At 68.5% G+C, this 25225-nt stretch carries 28 protein-coding genes, 1 tRNA gene and 4 pseudogenes; 11 read left to right on the forward strand and 22 right to left on the reverse strand.

The window, feature by feature from the left end:
- Nucleotides 1-12: 12 nt before the first annotated feature.
- A complete protein-coding gene (locus P3H78_RS19620) occupies nt 13-345 on the reverse strand; it encodes an antibiotic biosynthesis monooxygenase family protein (RefSeq protein ID WP_276110344.1) in 333 nt (110 codons plus the stop codon).
- A gap of 153 nt (nt 346-498) precedes the next feature.
- Between P3H78_RS19620 and P3H78_RS19625 the strand changes: the two genes are divergently transcribed.
- The 3 genes and pseudogenes from P3H78_RS19625 to P3H78_RS19635 all read left to right on the forward strand — a co-directional run bounded on the left by P3H78_RS19625 (nt 499) and on the right by P3H78_RS19635 (nt 2572).
- A complete protein-coding gene (locus tag P3H78_RS19625) occupies nt 499-1455 on the forward strand; it encodes a Yip1 family protein (RefSeq protein WP_276110345.1) in 957 nt (318 codons plus the stop codon).
- 65 nt (nt 1456-1520) lie between these two features.
- A pseudogene (locus tag P3H78_RS19630) lies at nt 1521-1829 on the forward strand (UTRA domain-containing protein); the annotation flags it as partial.
- A gap of 503 nt (nt 1830-2332) precedes the next feature.
- Entirely contained in the window at nt 2333-2572 is a 240-nt protein-coding gene (locus P3H78_RS19635; RefSeq protein ID WP_276110346.1) for a hypothetical protein, read from the forward strand.
- 427 nt (nt 2573-2999) lie between these two features.
- Here the strand turns inward: P3H78_RS19635 and P3H78_RS19640 are convergent, their stop codons facing one another.
- The gene (locus P3H78_RS19640) at nt 3000-3509 is read right to left on the reverse strand and encodes a phosphoribosyltransferase (protein WP_276110347.1); all 510 of its coding nucleotides are present in this window, start codon (nt 3507-3509) and stop codon (nt 3000-3002) included.
- Nucleotides 3510-3514: 5 nt separating this feature from the next.
- A complete protein-coding gene (dcd, locus tag P3H78_RS19645) occupies nt 3515-4090 on the reverse strand; it encodes a dCTP deaminase (protein WP_276110348.1) in 576 nt (191 codons plus the stop codon).
- 531 nt (nt 4091-4621) lie between these two features.
- Here dcd and P3H78_RS19650 point away from each other — a divergent pair.
- A tRNA-Gly gene (locus tag P3H78_RS19650) sits at nt 4622-4695 on the forward strand.
- A 49-nt stretch (nt 4696-4744) separates the two neighbouring features.
- Here the strand turns inward: P3H78_RS19650 and P3H78_RS19655 are convergent.
- The 14 genes and pseudogenes from P3H78_RS19655 to P3H78_RS19720 form a co-directional block, all read right to left on the reverse strand.
- A complete protein-coding gene (locus P3H78_RS19655; RefSeq protein WP_276110349.1) occupies nt 4745-5914 on the reverse strand; it encodes a tyrosine-type recombinase/integrase in 1170 nt (389 codons plus the stop codon).
- Nucleotides 5914-6126 carry an excisionase family DNA-binding protein gene (locus P3H78_RS19660; RefSeq protein WP_039653439.1) on the reverse strand — a complete coding sequence of 71 codons (213 nt, stop codon included), beginning with the start codon at nt 6124-6126 and terminating at the stop codon, nt 5914-5916. The genes P3H78_RS19655 and P3H78_RS19660 overlap by 1 nt, the downstream gene beginning before the upstream one ends.
- Nucleotides 6123-7403 carry a replication initiator gene (locus P3H78_RS19665; RefSeq protein ID WP_276110350.1) on the reverse strand — a complete coding sequence of 427 codons (1281 nt, stop codon included), beginning with the start codon at nt 7401-7403 and terminating at the stop codon, nt 6123-6125. Before P3H78_RS19665 ends, P3H78_RS19660 begins: the two co-directional genes overlap by 4 nt.
- A gap of 152 nt (nt 7404-7555) precedes the next feature.
- Complete coding sequence (locus P3H78_RS19670; protein ID WP_276110351.1) at nt 7556-7792, reverse strand: SpdD protein; 237 nt, start codon at nt 7790-7792, stop codon at nt 7556-7558.
- 14 nt (nt 7793-7806) lie between these two features.
- The gene (locus tag P3H78_RS19675) at nt 7807-8001 is read right to left on the reverse strand and encodes a hypothetical protein (protein ID WP_276110352.1); all 195 of its coding nucleotides are present in this window, start codon (nt 7999-8001) and stop codon (nt 7807-7809) included.
- Between the two features lie 10 nt (nt 8002-8011).
- Nucleotides 8012-8203: a mobile element transfer protein gene (locus P3H78_RS19680; RefSeq protein ID WP_276110411.1), complete on the reverse strand. Its 192-nt coding sequence runs from the start codon at nt 8201-8203 to the stop codon at nt 8012-8014.
- Nucleotides 8203-8403 (reverse strand): hypothetical protein, encoded by a 201-nt coding sequence (locus P3H78_RS19685; protein ID WP_276110353.1) that lies wholly within the window; start codon nt 8401-8403, stop codon nt 8203-8205. Before P3H78_RS19685 ends, P3H78_RS19680 begins: the two co-directional genes overlap by 1 nt.
- Nucleotides 8384-8947 (reverse strand): annotated as a pseudogene (locus P3H78_RS19690) (DUF2637 domain-containing protein); the annotation flags it as partial. The gene P3H78_RS19685 and the pseudogene P3H78_RS19690, both read right to left, overlap by 20 nt.
- Nucleotides 8947-9153 (reverse strand): hypothetical protein, encoded by a 207-nt coding sequence (locus tag P3H78_RS19695; protein WP_276110354.1) that lies wholly within the window; start codon nt 9151-9153, stop codon nt 8947-8949. The gene P3H78_RS19695 and the pseudogene P3H78_RS19690, both read right to left, overlap by 1 nt.
- Nucleotides 9154-9233: 80 nt before the next feature.
- On the reverse strand, nt 9234-10613 hold the full coding sequence (locus P3H78_RS19700; RefSeq protein WP_276110355.1) for an FtsK/SpoIIIE domain-containing protein: 1380 nt from the start codon (nt 10611-10613) through the stop codon (nt 9234-9236).
- 5 nt (nt 10614-10618) lie between these two features.
- On the reverse strand, nt 10619-10969 hold the full coding sequence (locus tag P3H78_RS19705) for an SCO3933 family regulatory protein (protein WP_276110356.1): 351 nt from the start codon (nt 10967-10969) through the stop codon (nt 10619-10621).
- Nucleotides 10970-11093: 124 nt separating this feature from the next.
- The gene (locus P3H78_RS19710) at nt 11094-11822 is read right to left on the reverse strand and encodes a GntR family transcriptional regulator (protein ID WP_276110358.1); all 729 of its coding nucleotides are present in this window, start codon (nt 11820-11822) and stop codon (nt 11094-11096) included.
- A gap of 90 nt (nt 11823-11912) precedes the next feature.
- The gene (locus P3H78_RS19715) at nt 11913-12350 is read right to left on the reverse strand and encodes an ATP-binding protein (protein WP_276110361.1); all 438 of its coding nucleotides are present in this window, start codon (nt 12348-12350) and stop codon (nt 11913-11915) included.
- 276 nt (nt 12351-12626) lie between these two features.
- Nucleotides 12627-13367: pseudogene (locus P3H78_RS19720) on the reverse strand (GntR family transcriptional regulator).
- Nucleotides 13368-13448: 81 nt separating this feature from the next.
- On the opposite strand from P3H78_RS19720, the gene P3H78_RS19725 reads away from it, so the two are divergent.
- From P3H78_RS19725 to P3H78_RS19735, 3 genes are all read left to right on the forward strand, one after another.
- Nucleotides 13449-14543 carry a DUF1152 domain-containing protein gene (locus P3H78_RS19725; protein ID WP_276110412.1) on the forward strand — a complete coding sequence of 365 codons (1095 nt, stop codon included), beginning with the start codon at nt 13449-13451 and terminating at the stop codon, nt 14541-14543.
- A gap of 509 nt (nt 14544-15052) precedes the next feature.
- Entirely contained in the window at nt 15053-15370 is a 318-nt protein-coding gene (locus P3H78_RS19730) for a CPCC family cysteine-rich protein (RefSeq protein WP_276110413.1), read from the forward strand.
- An 844-nt stretch (nt 15371-16214) separates the two neighbouring features.
- Nucleotides 16215-16517, forward strand: a complete 303-nt coding sequence (locus tag P3H78_RS19735; protein WP_276110362.1) for a hypothetical protein — start codon at nt 16215-16217, stop codon at nt 16515-16517.
- A 422-nt stretch (nt 16518-16939) separates the two neighbouring features.
- Here the strand turns inward: P3H78_RS19735 and P3H78_RS19740 are convergent, their stop codons facing one another.
- The 4 genes from P3H78_RS19740 to P3H78_RS19755 all read right to left on the reverse strand — a co-directional run bounded on the left by P3H78_RS19740 (nt 16940) and on the right by P3H78_RS19755 (nt 20380).
- Nucleotides 16940-17458: a YfbM family protein gene (locus P3H78_RS19740; RefSeq protein WP_276110363.1), complete on the reverse strand. Its 519-nt coding sequence runs from the start codon at nt 17456-17458 to the stop codon at nt 16940-16942.
- Nucleotides 17459-18500: 1042 nt separating this feature from the next.
- Complete coding sequence (locus P3H78_RS19745) at nt 18501-18716, reverse strand: cold-shock protein (RefSeq protein WP_276110364.1); 216 nt, start codon at nt 18714-18716, stop codon at nt 18501-18503.
- Between the two features lie 24 nt (nt 18717-18740).
- The gene (locus tag P3H78_RS19750; RefSeq protein ID WP_276110365.1) at nt 18741-19193 is read right to left on the reverse strand and encodes a hypothetical protein; all 453 of its coding nucleotides are present in this window, start codon (nt 19191-19193) and stop codon (nt 18741-18743) included.
- A gap of 572 nt (nt 19194-19765) precedes the next feature.
- Nucleotides 19766-20380 carry a TetR/AcrR family transcriptional regulator gene (locus tag P3H78_RS19755; protein ID WP_276110366.1) on the reverse strand — a complete coding sequence of 205 codons (615 nt, stop codon included), beginning with the start codon at nt 20378-20380 and terminating at the stop codon, nt 19766-19768.
- Nucleotides 20381-20517: 137 nt separating this feature from the next.
- Between P3H78_RS19755 and P3H78_RS19760 the strand changes: the two genes are divergently transcribed.
- From P3H78_RS19760 to P3H78_RS19770, 3 genes are read left to right on the forward strand one after another with little or no spacing between them, the layout of a single operon-like run.
- Nucleotides 20518-20976 (forward strand): cupin domain-containing protein, encoded by a 459-nt coding sequence (locus tag P3H78_RS19760; protein WP_276110367.1) that lies wholly within the window; start codon nt 20518-20520, stop codon nt 20974-20976.
- 58 nt (nt 20977-21034) lie between these two features.
- Complete coding sequence (locus tag P3H78_RS19765; RefSeq protein ID WP_276110368.1) at nt 21035-21853, forward strand: alpha/beta fold hydrolase; 819 nt, start codon at nt 21035-21037, stop codon at nt 21851-21853.
- Between the two features lie 14 nt (nt 21854-21867).
- Nucleotides 21868-23286 (forward strand): DHA2 family efflux MFS transporter permease subunit, encoded by a 1419-nt coding sequence (locus P3H78_RS19770; protein ID WP_276110369.1) that lies wholly within the window; start codon nt 21868-21870, stop codon nt 23284-23286.
- Nucleotides 23287-23769: 483 nt separating this feature from the next.
- On the opposite strand, the pseudogene P3H78_RS33320 reads toward P3H78_RS19770, so the two are convergent.
- Nucleotides 23770-23992: pseudogene (locus tag P3H78_RS33320) on the reverse strand (PIN domain-containing protein); the annotation flags it as partial.
- Nucleotides 23993-24332: 340 nt separating this feature from the next.
- On the opposite strand from P3H78_RS33320, the gene P3H78_RS19775 reads away from it, so the two are divergent.
- Nucleotides 24333-25205 (forward strand): LLM class F420-dependent oxidoreductase, encoded by an 873-nt coding sequence (locus tag P3H78_RS19775; RefSeq protein WP_276110370.1) that lies wholly within the window; start codon nt 24333-24335, stop codon nt 25203-25205.
- The last annotated feature ends 20 nt before the right edge of the window (nt 25206-25225 follow it).

The raw sequence follows: 25225 nt of genomic DNA on the forward strand, positions 1-25225 counted from the left end.
CCCCCGCGCGGGCTACGCGCCGCCCTTGGGCGCCGCCTGCTGCACCACCTCGAAGGACCACAGCGTGGAGCCGCTCGCCGCGGGCCGGGCGGGCCGCTCGCCCTCCTCGCCGCCGCCCCGGTGCGCCGCCTTCATCGGGCCCTCCATCCAGGCCTGGAAGGACTCCTCGTCCCGCCAGCGGGTGTAGACGAGGTAGGATTCGGTGCCCTCGACCGGGCGGAGCAGCTCGAACCACTCGAACCCGTCGGAGCTCTCGACGGCGTGCGCCCGCGAGGCGAACCGCTTCTCCAGCGTCTCGCGCTGCTCGTCCGGCACCGTCAGTACGTTGATCTTGACTACGCTCATGGCCCCATCCTGCCCCCGCCGCCCCGGGGCCGTCCGCCCGGCCTCACCCGGCCGGCCCCGTCCCCTTCCCGGGGAGGCCCGCGGCACCGCTCCGACCTGGGACGGAGCGACCCCCTCACAGGGAGGACGCCCGCCTCGCCGGTCCCCTAGGGGATGTCACAGCTCGGCAGCAAAGCCGGCCCGGGAAGCCCGCGGCCCGCACGTCACTCTCCGGAAACAGGTACGTTCGATGACGTGGCTGGATTCAGGATCGGACGCGGCGGCCGGGACGGCCGGACCCCGCAAGCGCGCCCCCAACAACCTCCGTACGGGCGGCAGGCGCCCCAGGCGCCGTCGTACGGCTATCCGTCGGCGCAGCAGCCGTACCCGCAGCAGCAACCGCAGTACGGCGGCGGCCGGGGCGGCCGGGGCGAGCCGGAGTACTTCGGCGACGACGGCTACGCGCAGGGCGGCCCGGACCCGTACGCGGCCAACAACCCGGGGCACACCCAGGCCTTCGCGGTCGGCGAGGACCCCTACACCCAGAGCGGCACCTATCGCGCGGGCTCGGCCCCGGCCGCCCCGATCGGCCCCCGCCTGCACTGGAAGGAGCTGCTGCGCGGGATCGTCCTGTCGCCCGACCGGACCTTCCTGCAGATGCGCGACTACACGATGTGGGGCCCCGCCCTCGTCGTGACCTTCCTCTACGGCCTGCTCGCGGTCTTCGGGTTCGACGGCGCCCGCCAGGACGCGATCCACGCCACGCTCTCCAGCGCGGTACCGATCGTCCTGGTCACCGCGGTGGCGATGGTGCTGAGCTCCTTCGTCCTGGGCGTGGTCACGCACACCCTGGCGCGCCAGCTCGGCGGCGACGGCGCCTGGCAGCCCACGGTCGGCCTCTCCATGCTGATCATGTCCCTGACGGACGCGCCGCGCCTGCTGTTCGCCATGTTCCTCGGCGGCGACGCGGGCTTCGTGCAGCTGCTGGGCTGGGCCACCTGGGTGGCGGCCGGCGCGCTGCTCACCCTGATGGTCGGCCGCTCCCACGACCTGCCCTGGCCGAAGGCGCTGGGCGCGAGCGCGATCCAGCTGATCGCGCTGCTGTCGATCGTGAAGCTCGGCACGTTCTGATACGCACCGCTCACGCGGCGAGGGCCCCCGGTCGGCGACCGGGGGCCCTCGGCGTGTGCGGGAGCGTGCTGCTCGCGACCAGCTACCTGCCCACGTCAGTGGTTGCCGGATCCGCGATCACCCAGGAGGACACCGGGCCGGGCGGAACGTACGCCAGGCTTGCCGAACTCGGCTACAAGCCAGTGCACTTCCGCGAAGAGATCCGCTCCCGTATGCCCTCGAAGGAGGAGGCGGCACAGTTGAACATCTCCGCGGGCACGCCCGTCGTCCTCATCTGCCGCACCGCGTTCGCGGACGAAGGCCGCCCCGTCGAGATCAACGAAATGACGCTGGACGCTGCCTCCTACATCCTGGAGTACGACTTCGACGCGTGAGCGAACGCGAGTTGTTACAGGTTTCTCCACCTCATCAAGCACCCGTCGTCGCCTCGCTCCTCCGGGCGGGCGCGGGCGGCCGGCGGCGCCCGCGCTCATGTCTCCGCCCCGCTCGGCACCGCCGGCCGCCCGCTCCCGCCCAAGAGGCAGGCACACAGTGCATGAGGTCAGAACACGTCGGGGCTGGGGCGGTCGGCTCCGCGACTTTAGCCAGCCACTTTGGCGCGAGCCTCGAAGATCATGGCCCCAACGTCGTGCTTTACCGGGCAGGTCCACAGACTGCCCGACGCACCGGAAGCTTACGGGCCATGATCACTCGCGCCAAAGCAGCTCCCGGTCAAAGTCGCTACGCCGACCTAGGCGTGCTGTCCGACGGGTCGCCCCACCGGCCCCGCGCCCGACAGCTATGTCACCCGAACGGCCCAACGTGACGTGCCACCCACATGGAGGAACATCAAGCTGATTAGTGCCCCAATCAAGACAATCCGCGAAAGGGGAATCGAATGCGCATTCGACGCATCGTCGCCGCCGGCATCGCCACGGCAGCCCTCGCCGGACTCGGCCTCGCAGGTGCCGCCACCGCCACCGCCGCCAGCCTCACCCCGAGCCAGGGCTTCGGCGCCGCCCTCACCCCGGGTGAGTGCACCGACGGCGGCGGAACGGTCGATTGGACCCCCAACCCGGCCAACCCCCACACCGGGACCTGCAGGGGCGGCACGGGCAACGGTCAGGCAGTCGACTAAACCCCACTAGGCGCTAGGAGCGCCCCACAGCCACGCGCTGCGGGGCGCTCCCGCGCGAGCGCAGCCGGGAGAGTCGCAGGGACCGTGCCGTCCCGTCGGGCACGCTAAGTGGCCAACAGTCGCCCTTGTCTTAGCCCTCCCGCTCGGGGCCGTCTCTGGGCCGTGCGAGGGCGTTCAACGACGACCAACGCCGACAACCACCGACAGCTGAGTCGCAGGTAGCAGCGTTGACCGATTACACGGGCGCAGGTCAGAGACCCGGCCCTTCACTTCTTCGGCTACTGACCAAGCCGTGGGGGCGGTGGGATTCCGCGGCCATGGCGGCATCGCTGCCGATCGCTGCCGTGACGATTTTCTCGATCGCCCACTCTGCTCTCCATGTGTGCGAGAACCCCTCTTCCGCGAGGTTGCGCAGCGAAACAGCAGGTCAGAGCGCCTCTTTGTTCCCCTTCGGCGCCTCGCCCGACTTATGTATCGGAGGCAAAACACTCCAGGGGAAGTTGATCCAGTCGTCGGTGCGCTTCCAGACGTACTCGCACTTCACCAGCGAGTGCGACTTCTCGTAGACGACGGCGCTGCGCACCTCGGCGACCGTGTCGAGGCAGAAGTCGCGCACCAGCTTGAGCGTCTTGCCGGTGTCGGCGACGTCGTCGGCGATCAGGACCTTCTTGTCGGAGAAGTCGACCACGTCGGGGACCGGTGCGAGCATGACGGGCATGTCGAGCGTGGTGCCGACGCCGGTGTAGAACTCGACGTTCACCAGGTGGATGTTCTTGCAGTCCAGCGCGTAGGCGAGCCCGCCCGCGACGAAGACGCCGCCGCGCGCGACGGACAGGATGATGTCGGGCACGTAGCCGTCGTCGGCGATCGTCTGGGCGAGCTCGCGGACGGCGTTGCCGAACTGCTCGTAGCCGAGGTTCTCCCGGGCGGTCCCCATGCCGCTCACACCTGCGTCCGGTGGAAGTTGAGGTAGGACCGGGAGGCGGTGGGACCGCGCTGGCCCTGGTAGCGGGATCCGTAGCGGTCGCTGCCGTAGGGCGCCTCGGAGGGCGAGGTGAGGCGGAACATGCACAGCTGGCCGATCTTCATGCCGGGCCAGAGCTTGATCGGCAGGGTCGCGAGGTTGGACAGCTCCAGCGTCACGTGGCCGGAGAAACCGGGGTCGATGAAGCCGGCGGTGGAGTGCGTGACGAGGCCGAGCCGGCCGAGCGAGCTCTTGCCCTCCAGACGCGACGCGAGATCGTCGGGCAGCGTGATGACCTCGTAGGTCGAGGCGAGGACGAACTCCCCCGGATGCAGGATGAACGGTTCGTCCCCCTCCGGCTCGACCAGCCGGGTCAGGTCCGGCTGCTCGACCGAGGGGTCGATGTGGGGGTAGCGGTGGTTCTCGAACACCCGGAAGTAGCGGTCGAGGCGCACGTCGATGCTCGACGGCTGCACCATGGATTCGTCGTAGGGATCGATCCGCACCCGTCCGGCGTCGATCTCGGCCCGGATGTCCTTGTCTGAGAGAAGCACTCCCCGAGGATACGCAAGGCGCGCGGAGCCCCCACCATCGTGACGACTCCACGCGCCCGGCGATCTGCCTGCGTCCGGCGCTACCGCTGCGCGGTCCGCTCCAGCGTCACCGGCACCACACTGCGGAGCCGGGCACACCCCGGACATCGCATGAGCCGACCGGGGCCGAGCCGGTCGGCCTGCTGCATCGGGAACGAAGCGGTGCTGAACACGTGCCCTTCGGCACAACGGACGACGGTGCGCTCCATCAAGTCCAAGAGTCCCTTCCCCAAGAGGCGCGCCGGGCTGCTGCCACCCGGCGACAAAAGCCACATTACGGGATGGAAGAGACGGCCCTCCAGGCGGCACTCCGCCCCCGCCGGCCCCCTGCTCCACCCCGCCACCGTACGCCCCAACTCGGGCCCCGCGCAGCCGTGTCACTCCCCTGGGTACCCCCCGAAAACACAAGCAGGCCCCTCGGTTTCGACGCCGGGGGCCAGGCATGGGGTACAGTGAGCGGGCATTCGGCACCGACCGAGGTCGGCGTCTTGCGCGGGTGTAGTTTAATGGTAGAACATCAGCTTCCCAAGCTGAGAGCGCGAGTTCGATTCTCGTCACCCGCTCCATGAGGAAGGCCCAGGTCATAGACCCGGGCCTTTTTGCTGTCCTCGGTGATCACTCGCCGCGTGCCAGATTCGTGCCAGAAGGCCTGTCGGCCGACTCCCCGGCTGCCTGCGCCCGAGCCTTCCGAACGGTGGCGTCGAGGCCGGCGGCGACCTCCTCCTGGCGCTCGTCGTCGGAGTGCTGGTAGATCAGTGCGGCCTTCTCGGATGACTGCCCGGCACGCACCATCGTGTCCTTCAGGGTGGCTCCGGATCGCGTCGACAAGGTGTGCCCCGTGTGCCGGAGGTCGTAGAACCGGAAGCCGTCGGGCATGCCGACGATCTCCCGCGCCTTGCGCCACCTCCGCCCGAACGTACTCCGCCGGAAGGGCGCCCCCTTCTCCCCCACGAAGATCAGCCCATCGGGTCCGGGCTCCGCGTACGACTCCAGGTGCCAGCGGAGCTCCCGGCGGAGGAACGCGGGAAGAATCACAGTCCGCGTTCCCGCCTCTGATTTCGTGTCGCCCTGTACCCGCCGCCCGTTCATGCGCTCCGGCTCGGCGAGGCGCACTCGGATCCGAAGGGTGTCCAGGTCGACATCCCTGCGGCGGAGGCCGGCCAGCTCCTCCGGCCGCATCGGGCCGTAGGCGCCCAGGTAGACCATGAGGCGCCACCGCATCCCGACTGCATTGGCGAGCGCGTCGACCTGGACGACAGTGGCGATGCGCCGCTCGGTCGCCTTCTCCTTGCCCGCGCCTTTGATCCGGCAGGGGTTGCGCTGGATCAGCTCGTCATCGACGGCCGTTTCCATGACGGCCTTGAGGAGCCGGTACGCCTTGGCGGTCATCGTCTTGGCACTGGTCGTCCGCAGCCGTTCGGCCCGCCACTCGCGGACTCGGGGCGCGGTGATCTCGTCCAGGTCCAGGTCCGCGAACGCGGTCAGGTGCTTGTCGAGGAGGTAGCGGTACAGGTCCCGCGTCAGCGGCGCCAACTCCCTCTCTTCCACCCACTTGTCGGCGTACGTGCGGAACCCCACGGCACCGGCTTCGGGGTCCCTCCACTCTCCGCGACGGATCTCGGTCTGCTTCTCCGCCAGCCAGTCATCCGCGTCGGCTGTCGTCTCGAAGGTGCCGGGAGCCGGGCGCATCACGCCGTCGGGGCCCGGGTAGCGGGCCTGGTAGCGGCCGGACGGGAGCTTCCTGATGGCTCCGAATCGACGCCGCCTGCCTCTGCTGTTGGCCATCAGGCGGCCCTCCCGTAGCGCGCGCGGGGACGCCTGATCGGTTCGACGGTGTGGGACGAGACGAACTCCGCCACCGCACTCTCTGGGATGCGTACGTGTCGGCCGACCTTGACGTACCGGATGCGCCGCTCTTCGATCAGCCTCCGCGGGAAGCGGGCGGTCGTCCCGAGGAGCTCGGCGACCTGGTCCACGGACAGATAGCGGTCGTTCATGCGGTCGGCTCTCCTTCCGTTCCGGGGGCGGGTTCGAGGGAGGCTGCGAGCCAGCTCTCGGCGGCGCTGAGGCCGGTGCCGGCGAACACCCAGTGGGCGAGGACGAGCGTGGTTTCGCCTTCCTGCGGCATGACCGGAGCGGCTTGGGCGCGGCGCCATTGGGCGCGTGCGTCGCGGAGGGCTCCGAGGGTGGTGGAGTAGCGGCGGGACTTGGTGGAGAAGTGGCCGCGGAAGCCGAGCATGTGGGCCCAGGCTCGCAGGCGGAGGTCTGCCAGGTCCTTGCGGGCGCCGAGGGTCCAGGCGGTGCGGATCATGCGTCTGGCGTGTTCGGTGATCCTGGCTTGTGCCAGCTCGGCGAGGAATCGTAAGGGCCGGTCGAGGGTGCCCGTCGCCGTCTCGGCGCCCTTGGTGGCGTACTTGGCGATGTACGAGGCGACTGCCCGCTCGGTGAGTTCTTGGCCGCCGTCGAAGTCGGCCGACCGGATCGGACGGACGTCGAGCTGGCGGCCGAAGACGAAGGCGTGCAGCCGGCCGTCGACGTCCGGGCCGTCGACCCGGGCGGCAGCGGTGGCGGCGTGGATGGCGTCAGTCAGCAGCTCGGCCGTGGCCCAGGCCGGGGACGCGGTCTCGCCGCCTTCCGGGCCGTCGAGGCGGATCACCGCATGGAAGTGGACGGCGCCGCGCTTCTGGTATTCGGCCACCTTCGCGAACGAGACGCGCGCGTGGTCGCGGAAGGCACGCTGCGTCAGTCCGGCTCGCTTGGCGACCTCCCGGCGCAGGTAGATGGAGAAGCGTCGCCAGAGGAGCCCGGCATGCGCGTTCCAGAGGACGGCCGCTTCGTAGTCGTACAGGTCCGGGTCGAGGGGTGTTCCCAGGGCCGGGTCCTGGTCGTCATGGCGGACGCCGCAGCGGCAGGCGCGGCCGCTGGAGGGCCGGTTGTGAACCGGCCCGAAGCTGGGGGCGGTGAAGGTGGCGAAGACCCGGGGGTGTGTGGCGACCCGGTCGGGGGTGCCCTTGCCGCCGCGGAGTCCGGCGGTGATCAGGTGGTAGGTGTCGCGGCGGTAGGTCTCGGCGCAGGCCGCGCATCGGGTCGTGCGGCGGTTGTTGCAGCGCACCAGGAGGTTGCCGGCTGGCAGGGCCGTGGAGTCCAGGTGGCGCAGGGCGCGGCCGATCTCGCCGGTAGTGGTGTCGATCGCATGCTCGGTGCGGTGGCCGTCGAGGCGCACGGGGCGGGTGCAGCCGCCCAGGCCGGACAGCTGACGGGCCAGCTCGGGCAACGTGCCCAGCGAGGCCAGGTGGAGAGTTCCGCCAGCGGAGGCGGGGTCTGCCGGGTGATGATGGGGGTTCCTTTCGGCTGTTTCGACAGTGCAGAGGGGACGGCCCCGGGACGGCGGGATGCTTGGCGGCTTGTTGCCGCCCCGGCGGCCGGTCAGCGCTTGTTCGCGCCGCTGATGAGAGAGCGCAGAACCACGGCGGCGAGGGCCACGGACACGGCCGTGACGGCGACCGCCGCCAAGAGCGCGGTGAGCACGACCCCCACGACGACCACACCCACGTACGGGGTGAGAGAGCGGCCGGCGGAGGGCACCGGGGCATGGCTGTGCCGGGGGCTGATGGTGTGCGACGTGGGCAGTGTCGGGATGTCGGGCAGCTTGGGGCGGAGCACGGCGGACCTCCTTGTCAGTGGTGGGTGCCGTTGACGACGTCGACCCCGGAACGGGTGCCGGAGTCGATCGCGGGGGCGAGGAAGGTACGGGAGAGCAGGAAGCCGAACAGCGCGATCACGACGACGATCCAGACGCGGACGCCGAGGAACTTGATCGCGCTCCAGGCGATGAGCCCCAGGACCAGGACGAGCGGCAGTGAGACAGTCACGGGAGCTCCCTCAGCGGACGCGGCAACGGTGGGTACGAGCGGCCAGCTCGGCCGCGGCACGGGTGTCGTAGTCGGTGGAGAAGCCGCAGCGCGGGGCGGTGCAGGCCGCCGTGTGCTTCTCGCGGCCCCGGCCGTCGTAGTAGGTGGCGACCTGAACGGGACCGATGCGGACGACGCGGCGGAAGCGCGGGTTGGCGGGCATCAAGGCAGCTCCTTGGAGTCCTGGTGGCTCTCGCCGGTGAAGTCGGTGACATGGCCGACCAGCCACCGCCGGATCTCCTCGCTCTCGTCGAAGTCGGCGGTGAGGATCACGGGTTCGGCGATGAGCATTGCTTCGGTGAGGCGGTTCTGTCGGGTCAGCTCGGCGGCGCGGTTCAGCGCGCGGAGCGTGGACGGACGCACGGTGGAATGTCCTCCGGGCCAGGGCGACGAGGGCGGGCGGAACGGGCGCAGGGGCAGGGGCAGGGGCAGGGGCAGGGAGGGGTGTCAGCGAGGTCTCGGGGTGCGGCTCGGGAGCCGAGTCGGTCGAGGCTCCGAGGTCGTCGCCGTCTGTCGGGACCGGTTCCGGCGCGGGCTCTGGTGTCCGTGAGCCGTGCGCGAGGAGAGTTCCGCCGAGGAAGGCGATCGCAGGCCATCCGGCGACCAGGATGCGCAGCCAGGCCGGTACGTGGACCAGGTCGAGAAGACCGGCGGTCGCGACGTTCGCGCCGAGTGACGCGGTCAGGGCGACGACGAACCAGCACCAGGCGGCCGGCTTCGATCCCCCAGAGCGGAGCCGGTGCCAGGCGGCGACCAGGAGCAGATCTACGGAGACGGGGTAGGCCCACGCCTTCCATCCGTTCTGCCCCGCAGCTGCAGCGAGGTCGTGCAGGTGGGCGAAGGACAAGGATCCGGCGATGACGGCTTGGACCAGGACCGCGTCCACCCGGGCGGCGGGGCGGCCCATCAGGACGACTCGCCGGGGTAGTCCAGGCCGTCGTCGGGGTCGCCATCGGGCGGGAAGACGCCGGGCGGCGGCTCGGGCAGGGACACGGCCAAGGACGACGCCACGGATACGACGAAGTCCTCGTCGGCATGCGAGGTGTCGGCGTAGAGGGCGAGTTGACCGAGTAGGAAGACGGTCCGGAGGAAGTCTTCGCAGTCGGGGCACATGGCGAGTGCTCACCTTCTTTCGGGCATGACGGGGTAGGGACTCGGCGCGTGACGACGGCGCCGGCCTTGAGCGGGCGTGGTTACTCGGTGACCGGCCGCGGGCTGCTCGACGGCCCGGTGGGCTTCTCAAGAGCCGCAGGACGGGCGTACGGCCGGAAGGGTGAGAGGGCCGGTACGTCGGGGGCGAGGTGAGCCAAGGCCCGGCAGGTGGCCGCAGCGTCGGCGAGGGAGAGGTTGGGGGTACGGATGCGGGACCAGCCGCCCGAGGTGTCACCGACGACGGCGAGGCCGGGCCGCTCGGAAGCGATCGCGCAAGCGGCGGATGCGGCCTCCGGGGCGATGTCCCCGAGTGCCATCTTGGCGGACGCCTCGTCGTTGACCCGGTGGCAGACGCGGGCGGTGAGCTGAGCGCGCAGCATGGTCGCGCCCTTGCCCAGCTCGGCGCCGAAGCGCTGTCCGCAGACCTCCAGGTAGATGCCGGCCGCTCGGCCGAGTTGGGCGAGGCGGATGAGCTGGGTCACCATCTCATCGCGGCGTTCTTCTTCTTTCCTGGTCGCGATGAGGAAGAGTTCCGCCACCTCGTCGACGAACAGCACGACAGGCGCCGGGCGTTCAGCTTCCGGCAGACCCCAGATGTCGGATGTGATCCGTTCGTCCGGGGTGCTCGGGGCGACTCCCTGTCGGGCCTTGATCAGGTCATATCGGTCCTCCATTTCCTTGACCAGTGCGGGCAGCAGATCGGCCGCCTGGTCGGGGTCGGTGGCCAGTGCGGACAGCCGGGCGGCAAACGGCGCCAGCTCGACACCGCGCTTGCAGTCGATGCCGACCAGGACGACGGGCTGAGCGGCCAGGCCGGTGAGCAGGTTCCGCAGGTACATGGACTTGCCCGAAAGGGTTGCCCCCAGGACGAGTTCATGAGGTACGGCGCGGTAGTCGCGGACGTATGGGGTCGCGTCCTCCTTCAGGGCCACCGGAACTTGGAGCAGCCCCAGATCCGTACGCACGCGGGGCATCCGTACCTTCCTGAGAACGTCGAAGCCGACGAGCCGCAGTTCCACGACTCCGGGCTTGATCTCCCGGACGTGGACGGCGTGGACGCCCCAGGCGTGCCGCAACCGTTCGGCGGAGGCGGCCACGTCCGCCGGATCCTGTCCAGGAGCCAGACGCAGCCGCATGCGCAGGCCGGTCGAGGTGGGCCGAATGAGGCCCCGGCGGGGTGGCACCGGCCGCACCTCTCGACGGGTGGTGGCCCGGACGGCCAGCGCCCGCCAGCGGGGAGGCACGACGGTCAGGCCACAGGCGTCCATGGTCGAGGAGTACGAGGCCAGCAACCGGATCACCGACACCGGCAGCCCGACCGTGGACCAGTACGCCGCGGGGTGGGCGTGCCGGGCGTAGGCCGCGCCGCCTATCGCAGCGAGGGACCCGCCCAGCTCGGCCACCGTCACCAGGTCCGCCACGTCGATCAGCCCGCCTGCGACATCGGGAAGGCGCCGGGGGCGACGGCGGTCGCCCGGAAGGCGATGCCGTGTCGCTGCTGGCCGTTGAAGACGCTTTCCCACGGCCGGGCCACCAGGCCCGGCAGCGAGACCGGAGCACCGACGGTCAGTCCTTCCGTGACCCCGCTCTCGGGGATGGTGACCTGCATCAGCGACGACTCGCCCTCGTCGATGTAGACGACGCCGACGGTCATCAGCGCCTCACCGCTCACGGCATCCTTCGCGATCTCGCCGGTCTGGCGGTCACGCACCTTCGGTGCCGGCGCTTCGGTCAGCAGGACGGTGGCGGTCGAGGCGTCAACGCGGATTACACGCACTGAGATGTCTCCTTCAGGGTCGATCAACTTGCCTGACAAGTTGACTTAGCAAGTTAGAAACTAAGGATGCCAAGTTGACTTGTCAAGTCAGATCCGAAGGTGAGTTGAGGAGCCGTCAGGCCGTTCAGTTCAAGCGGTAGGTGTCTTCAAGTTCCTGCCTGTCAGCAGGAAGGAGCACGTCAGAGACTTGCAGAGCTCGCCCGGAGGCGTCGCAGGCGATGACGAGAACACTCAGGACAGGGACGCCGTCCGGCAGACCCAGCGATGCGGCTTCCGCCGCTTCGGGCAGACGCGCAGAAACCCGCTCCGTCACGTGGTCGAAGCGAACCTTCTTGCGGGCCTCCAGATGCTCACGCACACCGGCCGACAGCACATCCGCACCTGCCAGGTCGGTTCCCTCGACCAGGCCGGCGGCAAAGTACGAAGAGACAAGCTCCACCCCTTCGCCGTCTTCCTCGACCAGGAAGCGGCGCATGGTGACCTTCGCGCTCTTGGGCAGCCCCAGGGCCGACGCCACACGCGCCGGGACGGTCACTTCACCAACCTCGACCAGGCGTCCAGGCGTCTGCGACTCGACGCGCGCGAGGGCTTCAAGACCACGGCGGTCCTTCTCCTCGACGACCGCGGGTCGCCCGCGCACGATCGTCCCGAACCCCTGGCGGGACTCCAGCCAGCCGTCCCTCTTCAGCAGTTCCAGCGCCCGCACGACCGTGGGACGGGACATCCCGAACGACTGCACCAGCTGGTTCTCACTGGGAACCCGCGTGCCGGGCGCGTAGGTGCCGTCCTCGATGCGACGCTGGATCGTCTGCGCGAGACGCACATACTTGGGCGCCTCCACTTCATACGCCATGAACGCCGCCTGTCGAGATTGGCCAAGTCAACCGGTCAACCAGACTAGCGACAATCCCTGTGCAGCAGTAGAAGCGGGGGTGTAGCTCCCTCACGAAGGCCAGGCATCGGCCATCACGAAGGAGACCACCGTTCCCCCGAAACGGCTCGGTCCGGAGTGCCACGACTCGGCGAGGGAGTCGACCAGGAGCAACCCGCGCCCGTGCGCGTCACTGGCGTCCGGCCGGCGGAGGCGGACAGCAGCCGGAAACCCCGGATTGTGCACCTCCACCCGCAGCGATGTGACTTCCCTGAACCACTCCACCCGTAAGACCCACTCCTCCTCGGACCGCCCATAGAGGATCGCGTTCGTCACCAGCTCCGAGATCATCAGAGCGCAGTCGTCGACCGAGCAGGCCGGGTTGTACGGGGCGATGAACTTCCGGAACCAGCGCCGGGCCCTGGGTACGGACTCCGGCGTCGGATGCAAGGTCATCGCCCCGAGCCGCGGCGAGTCCTCGCAGGGGTAGCGGTCGATCAGGTAGGTCATCCGGGCTCACTCCTTGCCGCTGCCGTCGCAGTCGAGGCAGCGCCGCTTCGACGTGGCACGAGTGCGGTCGTTGGCAGTGGCAAGGGCCACCGACGTCCGCGAGCTGACGCGCTTCCAGCCACGCCCCCGGCATCCCCGGCAAGCTAAGTGCGTGCCCTGATCCGGCCGCTGACTCGTCACGCCGTGCCCCCTTCGACTAAGTGGCCTTAGCCACTTAATGGATGGTGGCATTAGCCACTTGGGGGGCGCAAGCCCTTCACGCGAAGTGGCCTGCAATCAGGTGAGGGGGTAGCCCTGCTCGAACGCCCAGCGGTGCGGCGGGTAGGTCGCCTCGGCGAACTCCAGCGGCCGGTCCTGGAGGTCGTAGACCACATGGTGAACAACCAAGACGGCTGAACCGGAGTGCAATTGCAGGTCGGAGGCTTCCTCGTCCGTGGCACTCCGGGCGCACATGCGGTCCTCGGCGTAGCTTCCCTGCCGACCCGTCATCCTCTCGACGTACATCAGCGTCCCCTCCTGAATCCGCTCCGGCTCCAAGAGCTTGGATGCGCGCTGGCCGACATCGGGGGCGAACCACGACGTGGACAGGGTGATGGGGCCGTCCTGGTTGTTGGTCACCCGCCGGCGATGCACCGCCCGTCGATCCTTCGTCAGCCCCAGGGCCTCGGCGACGTGATCGGGCGCATCCAACCAGCCCGCCGACGTGATCACGGCGTACTCGCCGGGCGTGTAGATCTTCCCCGTCTGGCGGGCGCGACCGTACAACTCCCTTGCACGCCGATTGACTTCCAGACTGCGCACGTAGGTCCCCGACCCCTAGCGCTTCTCGACGAGCCCCTGATGACTCAGCGCCTCCAGCGACCGGGCCGCGGTGGGCCGGGAGACCTTCCAGTCCGCCGCCAGCTGCCGTTCCGAGGGGACCTCGTCCCCCGCCTGCAGGTCACCCCGAAGGATCTGATCGCGGATGTGGTGCGCGATCTGCAGATACTTCGGCTGAGCCTCCTCGATCTGCGGCATGACCCCTCCTCATTTAAGTGGCTATGGCCTCTAGCCACTATAGGGTGAGTGGCCAGCACCGAAGCCCGTAATGTGGAGCACATGACGCGGTTGATCGTCGCAGCAGGAGGAGGGGGCGACGCAGTCGCCTCCGCAATGCTTCACGCCGCCCTGTACGGCGACGAGGACCAGGCGGTGATCCTCACGTACGCCTGGGACCGTCTTCTCGTCGACCCTGTCCCGGGTCCCCGAGGAGCCGACAGCTTCACTGGCCTGGAGCCACTTACTCGGTCCGTCTGGTCGGTGCCGGCCGAGGCCCAGCCGATCGCCCCGGCAGGCTCAACACTCCCCCGGCTCGCAGCGGAGCTCCCGCACACCCTTGCCCTGCTCGACCCGCAACACGGTGCCGAGGGCATCACCCGCCAGCTCGAAGAACTGGTGGACCACCTCTCCCCCACGTCGATCGACCTCCTGGACGTGGGCGGAGACATCCTCGCCCAGGGCGATGAGCCCACACTGAAGAGCCCACTGGCCGACGCCCTCACCCTTGCCGCCTCCTGCCAGGTGAACGCGCCGGTTCGCTTGCTGGTCGCAGGCCCAGGCCTGGACGGCGAGATCGCACCCGAAATCCTGCGCCCCGCATTCGGTCCCCTCGTCCACACCTTCACGGCGGGGGACACCGAAGCAGTCGGCGACGTGCTGGAGTGGCATCCCTCAGAGGCAACCGCGATGCTCGCGGCAACAGCCCGGGGAGCCCGCGGCATCTGCGAGGTACGAGACGCCGGCCTTCCTGTAGCCCTCACCGACGAGGGGTCCACGGTCCACGAAGTCGACCTGGACGACGCGCTCAGCCGCAACGCTTTGGCCCGCGCCATCATGACGACCGCCACCTTGGACGAGGCAGAAGCTCACAGCCGAGAAGTCTGCGACTTCTCCGAGATCGACTACGAGCGCAACAAGGCAGCATGGCTCACCGAACAGCCCTCGACGAAGCTCGATCCCGCAGACGTGCTGTCCCGACTCGACGAGTTCCAAGCTGAGGCCCGAGCCCGCGGAGTGAGTCACACGACGTTCCGGCACATCACCGAAGCCCTGAACCTCAACGGTTGTCACCGGGATGAGCTCCGCCAACTCCTCATCAGGAGCCGCCCAGAGCAGTACGCGGCTCCCCTGTGGCGCATCCCAGCTGACGACTGAGTTACAACCTTCTTTACGAGTTCAAGCCCCGGCTGCGCTCCGCTCCGCCGGGCGCGCTACCGGCTCCGCTCGGGGCGCCGCTCCTGCCTCCGGCCCGCTTCGCCCCGGCTGCGCCTCCGCGCGCCCACAGGTGGATAGGGCCGACGGCCATGAGTCGATCACCACATAGCGCGGCCCACGCTCAAGGACGATGCCTCCGGCGGGGGATCGGCCGGCACCGGGATGGAGGGGGCGCCGTTCCCGACCGCGGGCCCGTAGAGGGCGTGCGTGGGGAGCTCCCATCCCGTCCGCCATCGACCCAGGCAGAGCCGAGCAGACGCGGCCCAGGGCGTCAAGGTCGTTCGTACAGTGGCGCGCTCCACCTTGACGCCCTGAACCACGCCCGCTCCACGGTGTGTGGGTCGACGGCGGACGGGATGGGAGCTGGGGTGAGTGGTGGGTTGATGTTTGGGCGGGAGGCTACTCGTCGCCGATTCGCCGGTCAGAATGCGCACATGCAGGAATCGTTCATGAACATCTATGGGCCTCGGGAGTCAGGGCCCTATCCGTGCCCATGCTGCGGGTGCCTCACCCTGTGCGAGCGTGGAGGCTTCGAGATCTGCGACGTCTGCTTTTGGGAGGACGACGGGCAGGACCAGCATGACGTCGATACTGTCCGAGGCGGCCCGAACGGTTCGCTGAGCTTGAGGCAGGCGCAGGAGAACTATCGAGAATTCGGAGCCTGCGACAGGCGAAGCCTAGGGAGCGTCCGGGATCCACGCCCTGATGAACGCCCCACAAGTGGCCAGCCACACGGCAAAGGGTCCCTCAGGAGCGCGTGGGACTGAAGGACCGTGGGCGAGCCCCCAACTTGTCACGAGTGCCTCGATGCGCTGACACCAGCGGCTGACACCAACAAGGGCGCACGGCGCCGATCAACGCCGAACCTCAGCGGCAGCCGGCCCAAGGTTCAGCGGACGTATGTCGCGGCCGAGAGAGTGCCTCGATCAACCTGATAAGGATGAGGCCAGGCCTCAAAGCCTTCATTTCGTACGGGCGCCGTCCTCACCGTGGGGCGACGCCCATCGCCTTGACTCGGTGATTGAAACTCCAGCCCAAAGCCGCTCCACCGACCGCTCGTCGGAGTGCTGGCGCAAGGAGCACAGCAAGTACGCTAATCTGCCCTGTACTTGCCTTCGGGCATGCCAGAAAGCCGTGCGCGATCTTGGCGGGTCACTCGCACGGCCATGGCGTTTCAGATCTCGTTTCAACCTTGGAAGGTGACAGATGAGCGAGCCGGAAGCCCTCCCTAGCGCATCCCAAGATGCGTTCACTGTAACCCATAACCCATTGCGCAACGCAATAGGTTCCGAACTGGAGCCCGAGGAGCCACCACACCGCCGCCGCGACGCGTGGCGACACCCACTCGCCGTGGCGGCACTGGGCAGCGCTGCGGCCAGCTTGATCACCGCTTTAACTCCTCTGATCAAGTAACCCTGTCCGTGCCCCTCGTGTGCCCGAACGAGCGGTGCAACACAGCGACGAGGAGGGAGCCACGGGGAGCCCGCAGCGAAGCGCCAGGTCAGGAGGATCGCAGGTCCGCCCGGTCCCGGTTACGCGATCTTCCAAACTGGGTCCGTACCCCCCGTATCGTGGTCCCCGCCCAAGACCCCAGCCCGAGGAGGGTTCCTGGTGACCGCGTGGATAAGAGTCCGACTGCTGTCCAGCACAGCCGAGGGCGCTGTCTACACATGGGCCGATGACGAGGAACGCGCAGGCTGGCTGATCTTCACTCCGACAGGCGGCAGCTTCCATATCTGCGATAGCACGGGGAATCCGCCCCTAGGCGCGATGAGTTTCAACATGGAGACTCAAGATCTAAAACATCGGGACGAGCACTGCTGGCGCTCGTTCTTGCAAGCAGCGTACGGAGTGTGGAAGGCGTACCAAGAGAACCGGAGCTATCCCCAGGTTGCCGACCGCTACTTCTACTGATCCGGCCGCGCCATCCCCGGTGATCTCGCGGTCCGCTACCTGGGCCGTCTGTGGGCCGTCCGAAGGTGGCCAACGACGACAGATGACGACAGCCGGCGACGGCTCTCTTCCTGCTCAGAGAGGGTGCCTAAGGTACCGGCGCAGGTGCTCATCCGTGAACGTCAGTTGAGGAACGTCAGAAATTCCCGTGCCCCAGCCGTGCCCGATAGGGCGGGGAACCACGGGGAACGGCGGGAAGTCCCAGCGTCCGGGCAAGCGAACGGCCCCCGACCATCAGCTCTGGTCAGGGGCCGTACTCACTGCTCAGCAAGCGGAGGCGGTGGGATTTGAACCCACGGTGACATCGCTGCCACGACGGTTTTCAAGATCGCGAACCTGGACTCAGCCACGCCGTCCTCGTGGCCACCGACAGGCAGCGGCGATCAGTCGAGCCACACGAGCATGGCGTCATCCGCCGCCTCGGCAGCCTCGAAGAACTGCGTCAGACCGTCGTACCAGTGACGCCCCCACTCAAGCGCTCCAGGCCTATCCCATCCGAGGGGATACGCCCCAGCCAGGGGATACACATCGGCCTTGATCAGGTCGGCCGGATTCACGCCGCTAACGAGCTGGTCATACGAAGTGGCGCGGAGCCCCCGCGCGGCAAGACGCACCCGCTCCGAGCGCAGGTACCTCGGCGGCCCGTACCCCCAGTCCTCATCCTCGGCAAACGGCTCCTCACCATGGATGACGTCCACCGGGAAGTGGGCACGCGTCAAGAGGAAGCCCAGCATGTCCCAGGTCTTGGACGTGCTGAAATGACGCGCATCGGTCGGCGCCAGTTCTGACTCCTCCTCGGCGTCCTGGACCTCCTCGGCGAAATCTAGCGCCCAGTCAGGGTCCTGAATCGCCCGGTCGAGCTCGGCAGCCGTAACGCGCAAGTACTCACCGATCATGCTCATGGCCGGAGACTAGACGAGGCCTCTGACAGCGGTGGGCGGGCAGACCGTCTCAGTTCCCGTCTCATTCAGCCCCGTACGGGGCCGTTCACACCGGATCGTGGGCGACGCCGGTCCCGGAACCCGGTCAGCCATGAACGCAGGTGAACGGCCCCGTACGAGGCTCACCACCCCACCAACAGACTTGGAAAGCGTGCGCCCCAGAGCAACCTCCTTGGGCCGCCGTGCACCACTGCGCGGAGCAGTGCGCCTTCCAGAGGGACATGTGCCCGGCAATCCTGCACTGGTCCGCACGACGGTCGAGACCGGGGGTGGGGGTGGGAGACATGGCTCGTATGCAGTCCAGGTGTGGAGCGCTCACGGAGAAGGGCACTCGGTGCCGGCGGCTGGCGATGATCGGTGCGTCGCGATGCAGCCTGCATCGTGGCGAGTGGTCGTCGTACACCATCGAGAAGCGCAAGGAAGCCGAACGCAAGGCGAAGACACGCAAGCGTCGCCAGTGACCCCAGCCGGTGTGAGGTGACATCCATGGCTGACATCAACGACAGCGGACAGCGGCGGCGCGGTGCGGTCTGACACGGCCGCGGTCGCCCCGCGCAGCCCGGGTGGACAGGCGGTCAGACCGAACTCCTAAAGCGGGTGTCGCAGGTTCGAATCCTGCCGGGGGCACAGAGAGAAGGGCCAGCTCAGGAGGATTTTCCTCCCAGACTGGCCCTTCGTCGTTCAAGGCGGCTCGCTCCGCTCACCGCGCGCGGCCCGGCCCCCGGCGGGGGATCAGCCGGCACCGGGATGGAGGGGGCACCGTGCACGGCCGCGGGTCCGTAGGGGCATGCGCGGGGAGTTGGGTAAGTGGTGGGCCGAGGTGGCGCACCAGATTTCGGAGCCACCCGGGCGAAAGTCAGACGCGGATGGTCCACGGGCCGCAGGTTGGCCGAGCCCGACTCGACGAATCAGCAGGTTTCATCGAGGGATGGGAACAAGAACCGTGCGGCCCAAACTTCACCTCCACCGATAAAGTCCGGGCCGCATTTATCATTTCACCAATTTACTCGAGAATGACGACGCGAATAGCCCGGTACTGAAAGCCATCTTGCTCGCCGGATTCCCATTCCAGAGCGACTTTCTGCCCCGCAGCGAGGGAACGGAATCCCGGCGCCTCCACTACGGAGAAGTGAGTCCAGCATCCTCCAGGTGTCTCTCTGGAATCGAGGACTCCCCAGCCCTCATCGTCGTCCCATTCGCGAACCATCGCTTCAATCATGAGCGAAGCGTAGCCCGTTGCGCGTCAGACGAGAGTGACAACGAACGGGAAATCGAGGTCGATGGTCCGGGTTCCTCGCCCGATGGGGAAGGTTTCGTGCACCTTCAGATCCCATTTGCAGGACGTCATGCGGCTGCCCAACGACGCTGAAGCATGCACGAAGTACCGCGGAGAGACGCCCGGGTGGCTGTCGTGTGCGACGCTACGACCGTTGCAGTAGAGGTCTGCCCTCTCGGTCATCAGACCGGTGGCCGGCGCGGCCGTGGCCGTGCTGAGTTGCCACCCCCACTGGAGTTTATCACCACTGTACTTTATCTGCGCGCTGAAATTCCCCCTGGGGTCGTTGCCGTTGTACGACGGTTGCTGAGGAGTGAAGGTGTGCTCCCCTGCGGCAGAGGACGGGGTGACAGACACTCCCATGGCACATGCCGATATCACGGCCAGAACAGCAGCCCGCTTCGCGAGGCGCGAAAACATGGTGAACCTCTTTCAGGTCGGTGGGTTCACCAGCGAAGCTATGTGATCAGCAATGCGCACCTCAACGGAAATCAGGCAAAGTTCGAGTAAATAGGCAGCAGTAGCCTGGTTAGGAATTAAACAGAAAAAGGGGCTGAGAAGCTGCGCGAGTCGAGTTGCGCCGTTCAGTTCTCTACATGTGATGCTTCGGCATCGAGTTGCCGGGACGATCCGCATCCTGGCCGACGGCGTACTGTGTGGCCGGGCGTAGACGCCAATCCCCGAACATAAGTTGAGGAATTAACGAGCTACGCCGCCTGCCTTCCGGCGAGGTGGCACGACCGCAGGGCCGTGCCACTCGCGTGCCAGAACCGACGGGGAGTCACGGGGAACGGCGGACAGCAACCCTCCAAGCGGTTGGGCGCGGCCAGCGCTCCTGTCCAGGTGAGCCGCTGCAACGCCCGTAGATCACCTCAGCTTCCCAAGCTGAGAGCGCGAGTTCGATTCTCGTCACCCGCTCCGTAGCGAAGCCCCAGGTCAATGGCCTGGGGTTTGTGCTTTATCGGAGACTCTTCAGGACCTCCGCGCTCGGCTCACCCTCGCACAGTCGTCCGCAGTGCGGCTTCGGTCAGAGTGGTCGCCGTGTGCACCGCGCTGGCGATGGCGTCGTCGGGGGCGAGGCCGCACAGGTCCGTGAGGGAGAAGAGGGCTTCTGCGCCGACGACCACGGCGAGGTCCCGCTTGAGCTGGGCGAGGACTTCCGGATCCGTGACCCCGAGTGTGTCCTCCAGGGGGAGGAGCGCGAAGTCGATCAACCCGAAGCGGACCCCGGGCCTGGCGGTCGCCGTCTCCGGGCGGGTGATGGTGGCCGCGATCATGGCGCGCACCGCTCCCTGCCGGAGGAGTATGCCGCGCAACAGGAACTCGCAGGCGAAGGCGACCCGTTCGACGGGCTCGGTGGAGTCAGCGACCGGTGCGAGCGCCTCGGCGGGGGGCGGCCAGGCGCCGGCCAGGGCCTCGCTGATCAGCGAGGGAAGGTCGGGGAAGTAGCGGTATGCGGTGGCCTCGGAGACCAGGGCCGCGCGCGCGATGGCGGGCATGGTCACCTCGCCGCCCGTGCCGATGAGTTCGCGGGCGGCTTCGACGATCGCTGTACGGGTGCGCTTCTTCTGATTGGTGCGGCCGGTCTCCGCCTGCGTCGTTGCCACCAGTACGTCCCCTTTCCTGTCCGTCCATCCGCCGTCACCTTATCACTGGCAACTCTCGTCGTAAGAGTCCACTTGCATGATGATGCCGAACCCTCTAACCTCCTTCGTGAGAGTCAACTCTCACGAAGGAGATGACGATGACCAAGGTTTCCGTGGTAGGTCCGGACGACGGCGAGACGATCCATCTGGGACCGGCACAGATCCGCATCCTCGAGGACGGCAGCACCACCGGGCACCGTCTCGGCATGGCCGAGATCACCCTCGCCCCGCATACCGAAGGGCCCCCGCAGCACCGTCACGCCCAGCACGACGAGGGCTTCTACGTGGTCTCCGGCACCGTGCACTTCACCGTCGGGGAGACGACACATGTCGCACCGGCCGGCACCCTCGCGATGATCCCGCCCGGGGCCCCGCACACCTTCGCCAACCTCGGCGACGAACCGGCGGTGATGCTCAACACCTTCACGCCCGACCTGTACGTGCAGTACTTCCGCGACCTGCGGGACATGATCGCCGGCGGTCGGGAGCTGACCCCGCAGGCGACCGTTCAGATGATGGGCCGTTACGCCACCGTGCCGGCGACCGACCACGCGTGACGGCGGCGTCGGCAGTCTTCGCCAACCCCTCCCTCCGACAATCGACTTGGAGACTTCCATGACCGGCACCGCCCGCACTGTCACCCTCACCCTCGACTCCGGCGACGTCGACCTGAGCTTCACCGACGACGAGCGGGGCAAGGGTCACCCCTTCCTGCTCCTGCACGGCGGCGGCGGTCCTCAGACCGTCGCCGGGTTCGCCGGGCTCCTCGCCGAGCAATGGCCGGCGCGGGTCATCACCCCCGTCCACCCCGGCTTCGGCGGGACCGCCCGGCCCGACTGGCTGACCGACGTGCCCACCCTCGCCCAGGTCTACGTACGACTGCTGGAAGACCTCGGCCTGGAGGACGTCACCGTCGTCGGCAATTCCATAGGCGGCTGGATCGCCGCCGAAACAGCCCTGCTCGGCAGTGACCGGATCAGCAGCGTCGTCCTCGTCAACGCCGCCGGCATCCATGTCCCAGGCCACCCGGTCGCCGACCCCTTCGCCCTGACACCCGCCGAGCTGTCCGCTCTCTCTTTCCACGACGTCGAGAAGTTCCGCATCGACCCCAGCACGTTCTCCGACGAACGGCGCGCGGTCGCGGCCGCCGACATGGCCGCGCTGCAGGTCTACTCGGGCCCGCACACCATGGCCGATCCCACCCTGCGCGAGCGCCTGGCCAAGGTCACTCTCCCGGTCCTCGTCGCGTGGGGCGAGAGCGACCAGGTCGTCGACACCGTGTACGGACGCGCGTACGCCGCCGCCATCCCCGGCGCCCGGTTCGAGCTCCTCCCCCGCACCGGTCACATGCCCCAGATCGAGACTCCGGGGCAACTCCTCCCTCTGGTCTGGGACTTCGCCGAAGTGCACGCAACCCATCGGCCCACCAACTGAGCGCGGGAGCCCACGTGTCCGATCCCGTACGGGGGCGGCGCGCCCCCGTCCTCGCCGTCTGCTGCCTGAGCGTGCTGCTGGTCAGTCTCGACGTCACCGTTCTCAACGTCGCACTTCCCTCGATGCAGCGGTCCCTGGACGCGTCCGTCTCCGGCCTGCAGTGGACGCTCGACGCGTACACCATCGTCCTGGCCTCGCTGCTGACCCTGGCCGGCGCCACCGCCGACCGCGTCGGACGGCGGCGCGTCTTCCAGTTCGGTCTCGTGCTGTTCACCGGCGGGTCGGCCCTGTGCAGTCTGGCGCCCACGACAGGATGGCTCGTCGTCTTCCGTACGGTGCAGGCGGTGGGCGGCAGCATGCTCACCCCCGTCGCCATGGCCATCCTCGCCAACACCTTCACCGCACCACGGGAGCGGGCGCGGGCCATCGGCGTCTGGGGCGGGGTGGTCGGCCTGAGCATGGCGGCCGGGCCGGTCCTCGGCGGGGTACTGGTGGAGTGGGCCGGATGGCGGTCGGTGTTCTGGCTGAACGTGCCGGTCGGGCTGGCCGCGCTGACGCTCGCCGCGCTGTTCGTCCCGGAGTCCCGCGCGCACACGGCCCGACGCGCCGACCCCGTGGGCCAGCTGCTGGTGATCGTCCTGCTCGGCGCACTGACGTACGCCATCATCGAGGCGCCCGGAGAGGGCTGGACCGCTCCGATCGTGGCCTGCCTGATCACGGCAGCGGGCGCGCTGGCCGCCTTGATCCCGTACGAGAACCGGCGCGCCGAACCGCTGATCGACCCGCGGCTCTTCCGCAGCGCGCCTTTCAGCGGGGCCACCGCGACAGCGGTCCTCGCCTTCGGCGCGCTCGGTGGCTTCCTGTTCGCCAACACCCTCTACCTGCAACGGGTGGTGGGACTGAGCGCCCTGGGCACCGGGCTGCACCTGCTGCCGATGGCGATACTGTCCTTGGTGTGCCCGCCGCTGTCCGGGCGGATCGTGGGCAGCCGCGGCCCGCGGATCCCCCTTGTCCTCGCGGGGGCCGGTATCGGCGCCAGCGGTGTACTGGCTGTCGCCGTCACCCGCTCCGCCCATCCCTCGGACATCCTGCTGTACGTCATATACGGACTGTTCGGTCTCGGCTTCGGCTTCGTCAACGCACCGATCACCTACACGGCGGTGTCCGGCATGCCGCGCGCCCAGGCCGGCGTCGCCGCCGCAGTCGCCGCGACCAGCCGTCAGGTCGGATCCTCGCTCGGCATCGCGGTGATCGGCGCCGCGGTCGCATCCGGCGCGCGGCCCACGGCCTGGTGGATCATCGCCGGGTGCGGGGCGGCCATCCTGGTACTGGGCACCGTCACCTCCGGCCGCTGGGCCGCCGCCACCGCGGAACGTGTCGCCGCCCAGCTCGAACCCAACCCGCCGCGCGCCAAGGCGGACACCCCCGGGTGACCGTCACCGGTCTCACCGCCCCTCGCGAGCTGCAAGTGCACGTTCGACACAGTTGCCGCGTGCCGGATTCTCACCGGAACGTTGATTGCCTGGGTCGCTGGTGCCGACATGTGGCCCGCGCAACCTGCTGCGAGCGAGGAACCGGCCCTACCGGCCGTCATACGAGGGCTCGAACATGCTCTTGCCAAACGTCAACGCGATCCACGGGCCTCCAGCTCTGCCGACTCCTCGCCCAGCCATCATCGGCCCGGCACCGGACGCGGTCGCCCCGGACCCGGAGGCGACGGAAACAGCGTTGCTGAACGTCCCTGGGAACTGGGCGCCGAAGTTCTCGACTGGTTCGCCTGGGCCCGATCCCGAGGGTGGCTCGTCCATCACCTCCGGCGTGCCGCTGACATCACGGCCCAGGTCAGCACGCCGCCGAACCAAAGCAGCGTGTTCGCAGCACGTGCCCGTCCAGAACATGTCGGTTGACAGTGCTCCTCAGGCGATGTCGTGGATGTTGTGCTCGGTCAAGTCGGATGCATGCCGGGCGACAGCGCGGTAGTCGGCGTCGTCGTGCAGGACGGCCAGGCCGTGGTGGGCCGCAGTGGCGGCGATGACGCAAGCGCCCCGCGTTCTTTGGCACCGACACGTCGGGGTGGAGATCGCTGAACATCTCCGTGATCTCGTCGTACTCGCGTCCGTTCCGGGCACCGTGAAGGAATCAGGCACGGCGCTGATGCCGCCACTGGCAACACGGAAGGCCCCCGACGGTCCGGACCGCCACGGAGATGGCGGCGCCCGACGAAGACGAACGAGCTCTCCGCAACCGGATGACCGATGAGCCACATGGCGGCTGATTCCGGCCGGCCCGCACAGGACACGAAGGCCGCCGTCGGACTGGACGCCTGCGCATGGCCGCGACGGCGCCGGCGCTGATCTCGTGGACGAAACCACGCAGCCTTCGGCGGTATCGAGGGAGCACACGATGGGCGTGACGGCGTACTAGGCTGGACGACCAGGGGCGGCTCTGCCGCCCATCGTCATGTCTGCGGAGGTGTCCTGTGAAGTTGGGGCTGCACTACTGGAACTTCTCAACCCCCGCCGATCCGGCGCAGATCGCTCCCACCCTGGCCGAGACCGCTCGGGTCGCGGAGCAGGCGGGCTTCGCCTCGTTCAGCGTGATGGATCACTACTTCCAGATGGAGACGCCGGCCTCCGCGGCCGACGAGCCGATGCTCGAGGGATACACGGCCCTCGGCTATGTGGCGGCGCTGACCGAGCGCATGACCTTGGGGCTGCTCGTCACGGGCGTGATGTACCGGCAGCCGGGCCTGCTGGCGAAGATCGTCACCACGCTCGACGTGCTCTCCGGCGGGCGCGCCCGCCTCGGCGTCGGCGCGTCCTGGTACGAGCGGGAGCAGCGCGGGCTCGGCGTGCCCGTGGTGCCGGTTGCCGAGCGCTTCGAACGGCTCGAGGAGACGCTGCAGATCTGCAAGCAGATGTGGAGCGACGACAACGGATCGTACGAGGGACGGCACTTCCAGCTCGCTGAGACCCTCTGCGTGCCGGCACCGCTCACCCGGCCCCACCCGCCGATCATGATCGGCGGAGGCGGCGAGAAGAAGACGCTGCTGCTCGTGGCACGGCACGCGGATGCGTGCAACCTCTTCGGATCCAGCCCCGAGGACGTGGCACACAAGCTCGACGTCCTGCGCGCGCACTGCAGCGACGTGGGCCGCGACTACGACACGATCACCAAGACGGTGCTGGCGCTGCAGCCGCCGCTGGACGACCCGAAGGCATTCCTCACCCAGGCCGAGCAGTACGCCCGCCTCGGCATCACCGAGCTGCAGACGATGCCGGACGGCGACCCGGTCTCATTCGCCGAGCGGGTCGGCCAGGACGTGGTGCCGCACCTCGCGTCGATCGGCTGACGGCGGCGGGGGGACCGGCC

Source organism: Streptomyces tropicalis (assembly GCF_029269835.1).
Taxonomy (GTDB): Bacteria; Actinomycetota; Actinomycetes; order Streptomycetales; family Streptomycetaceae; genus Streptomyces; species Streptomyces tropicalis.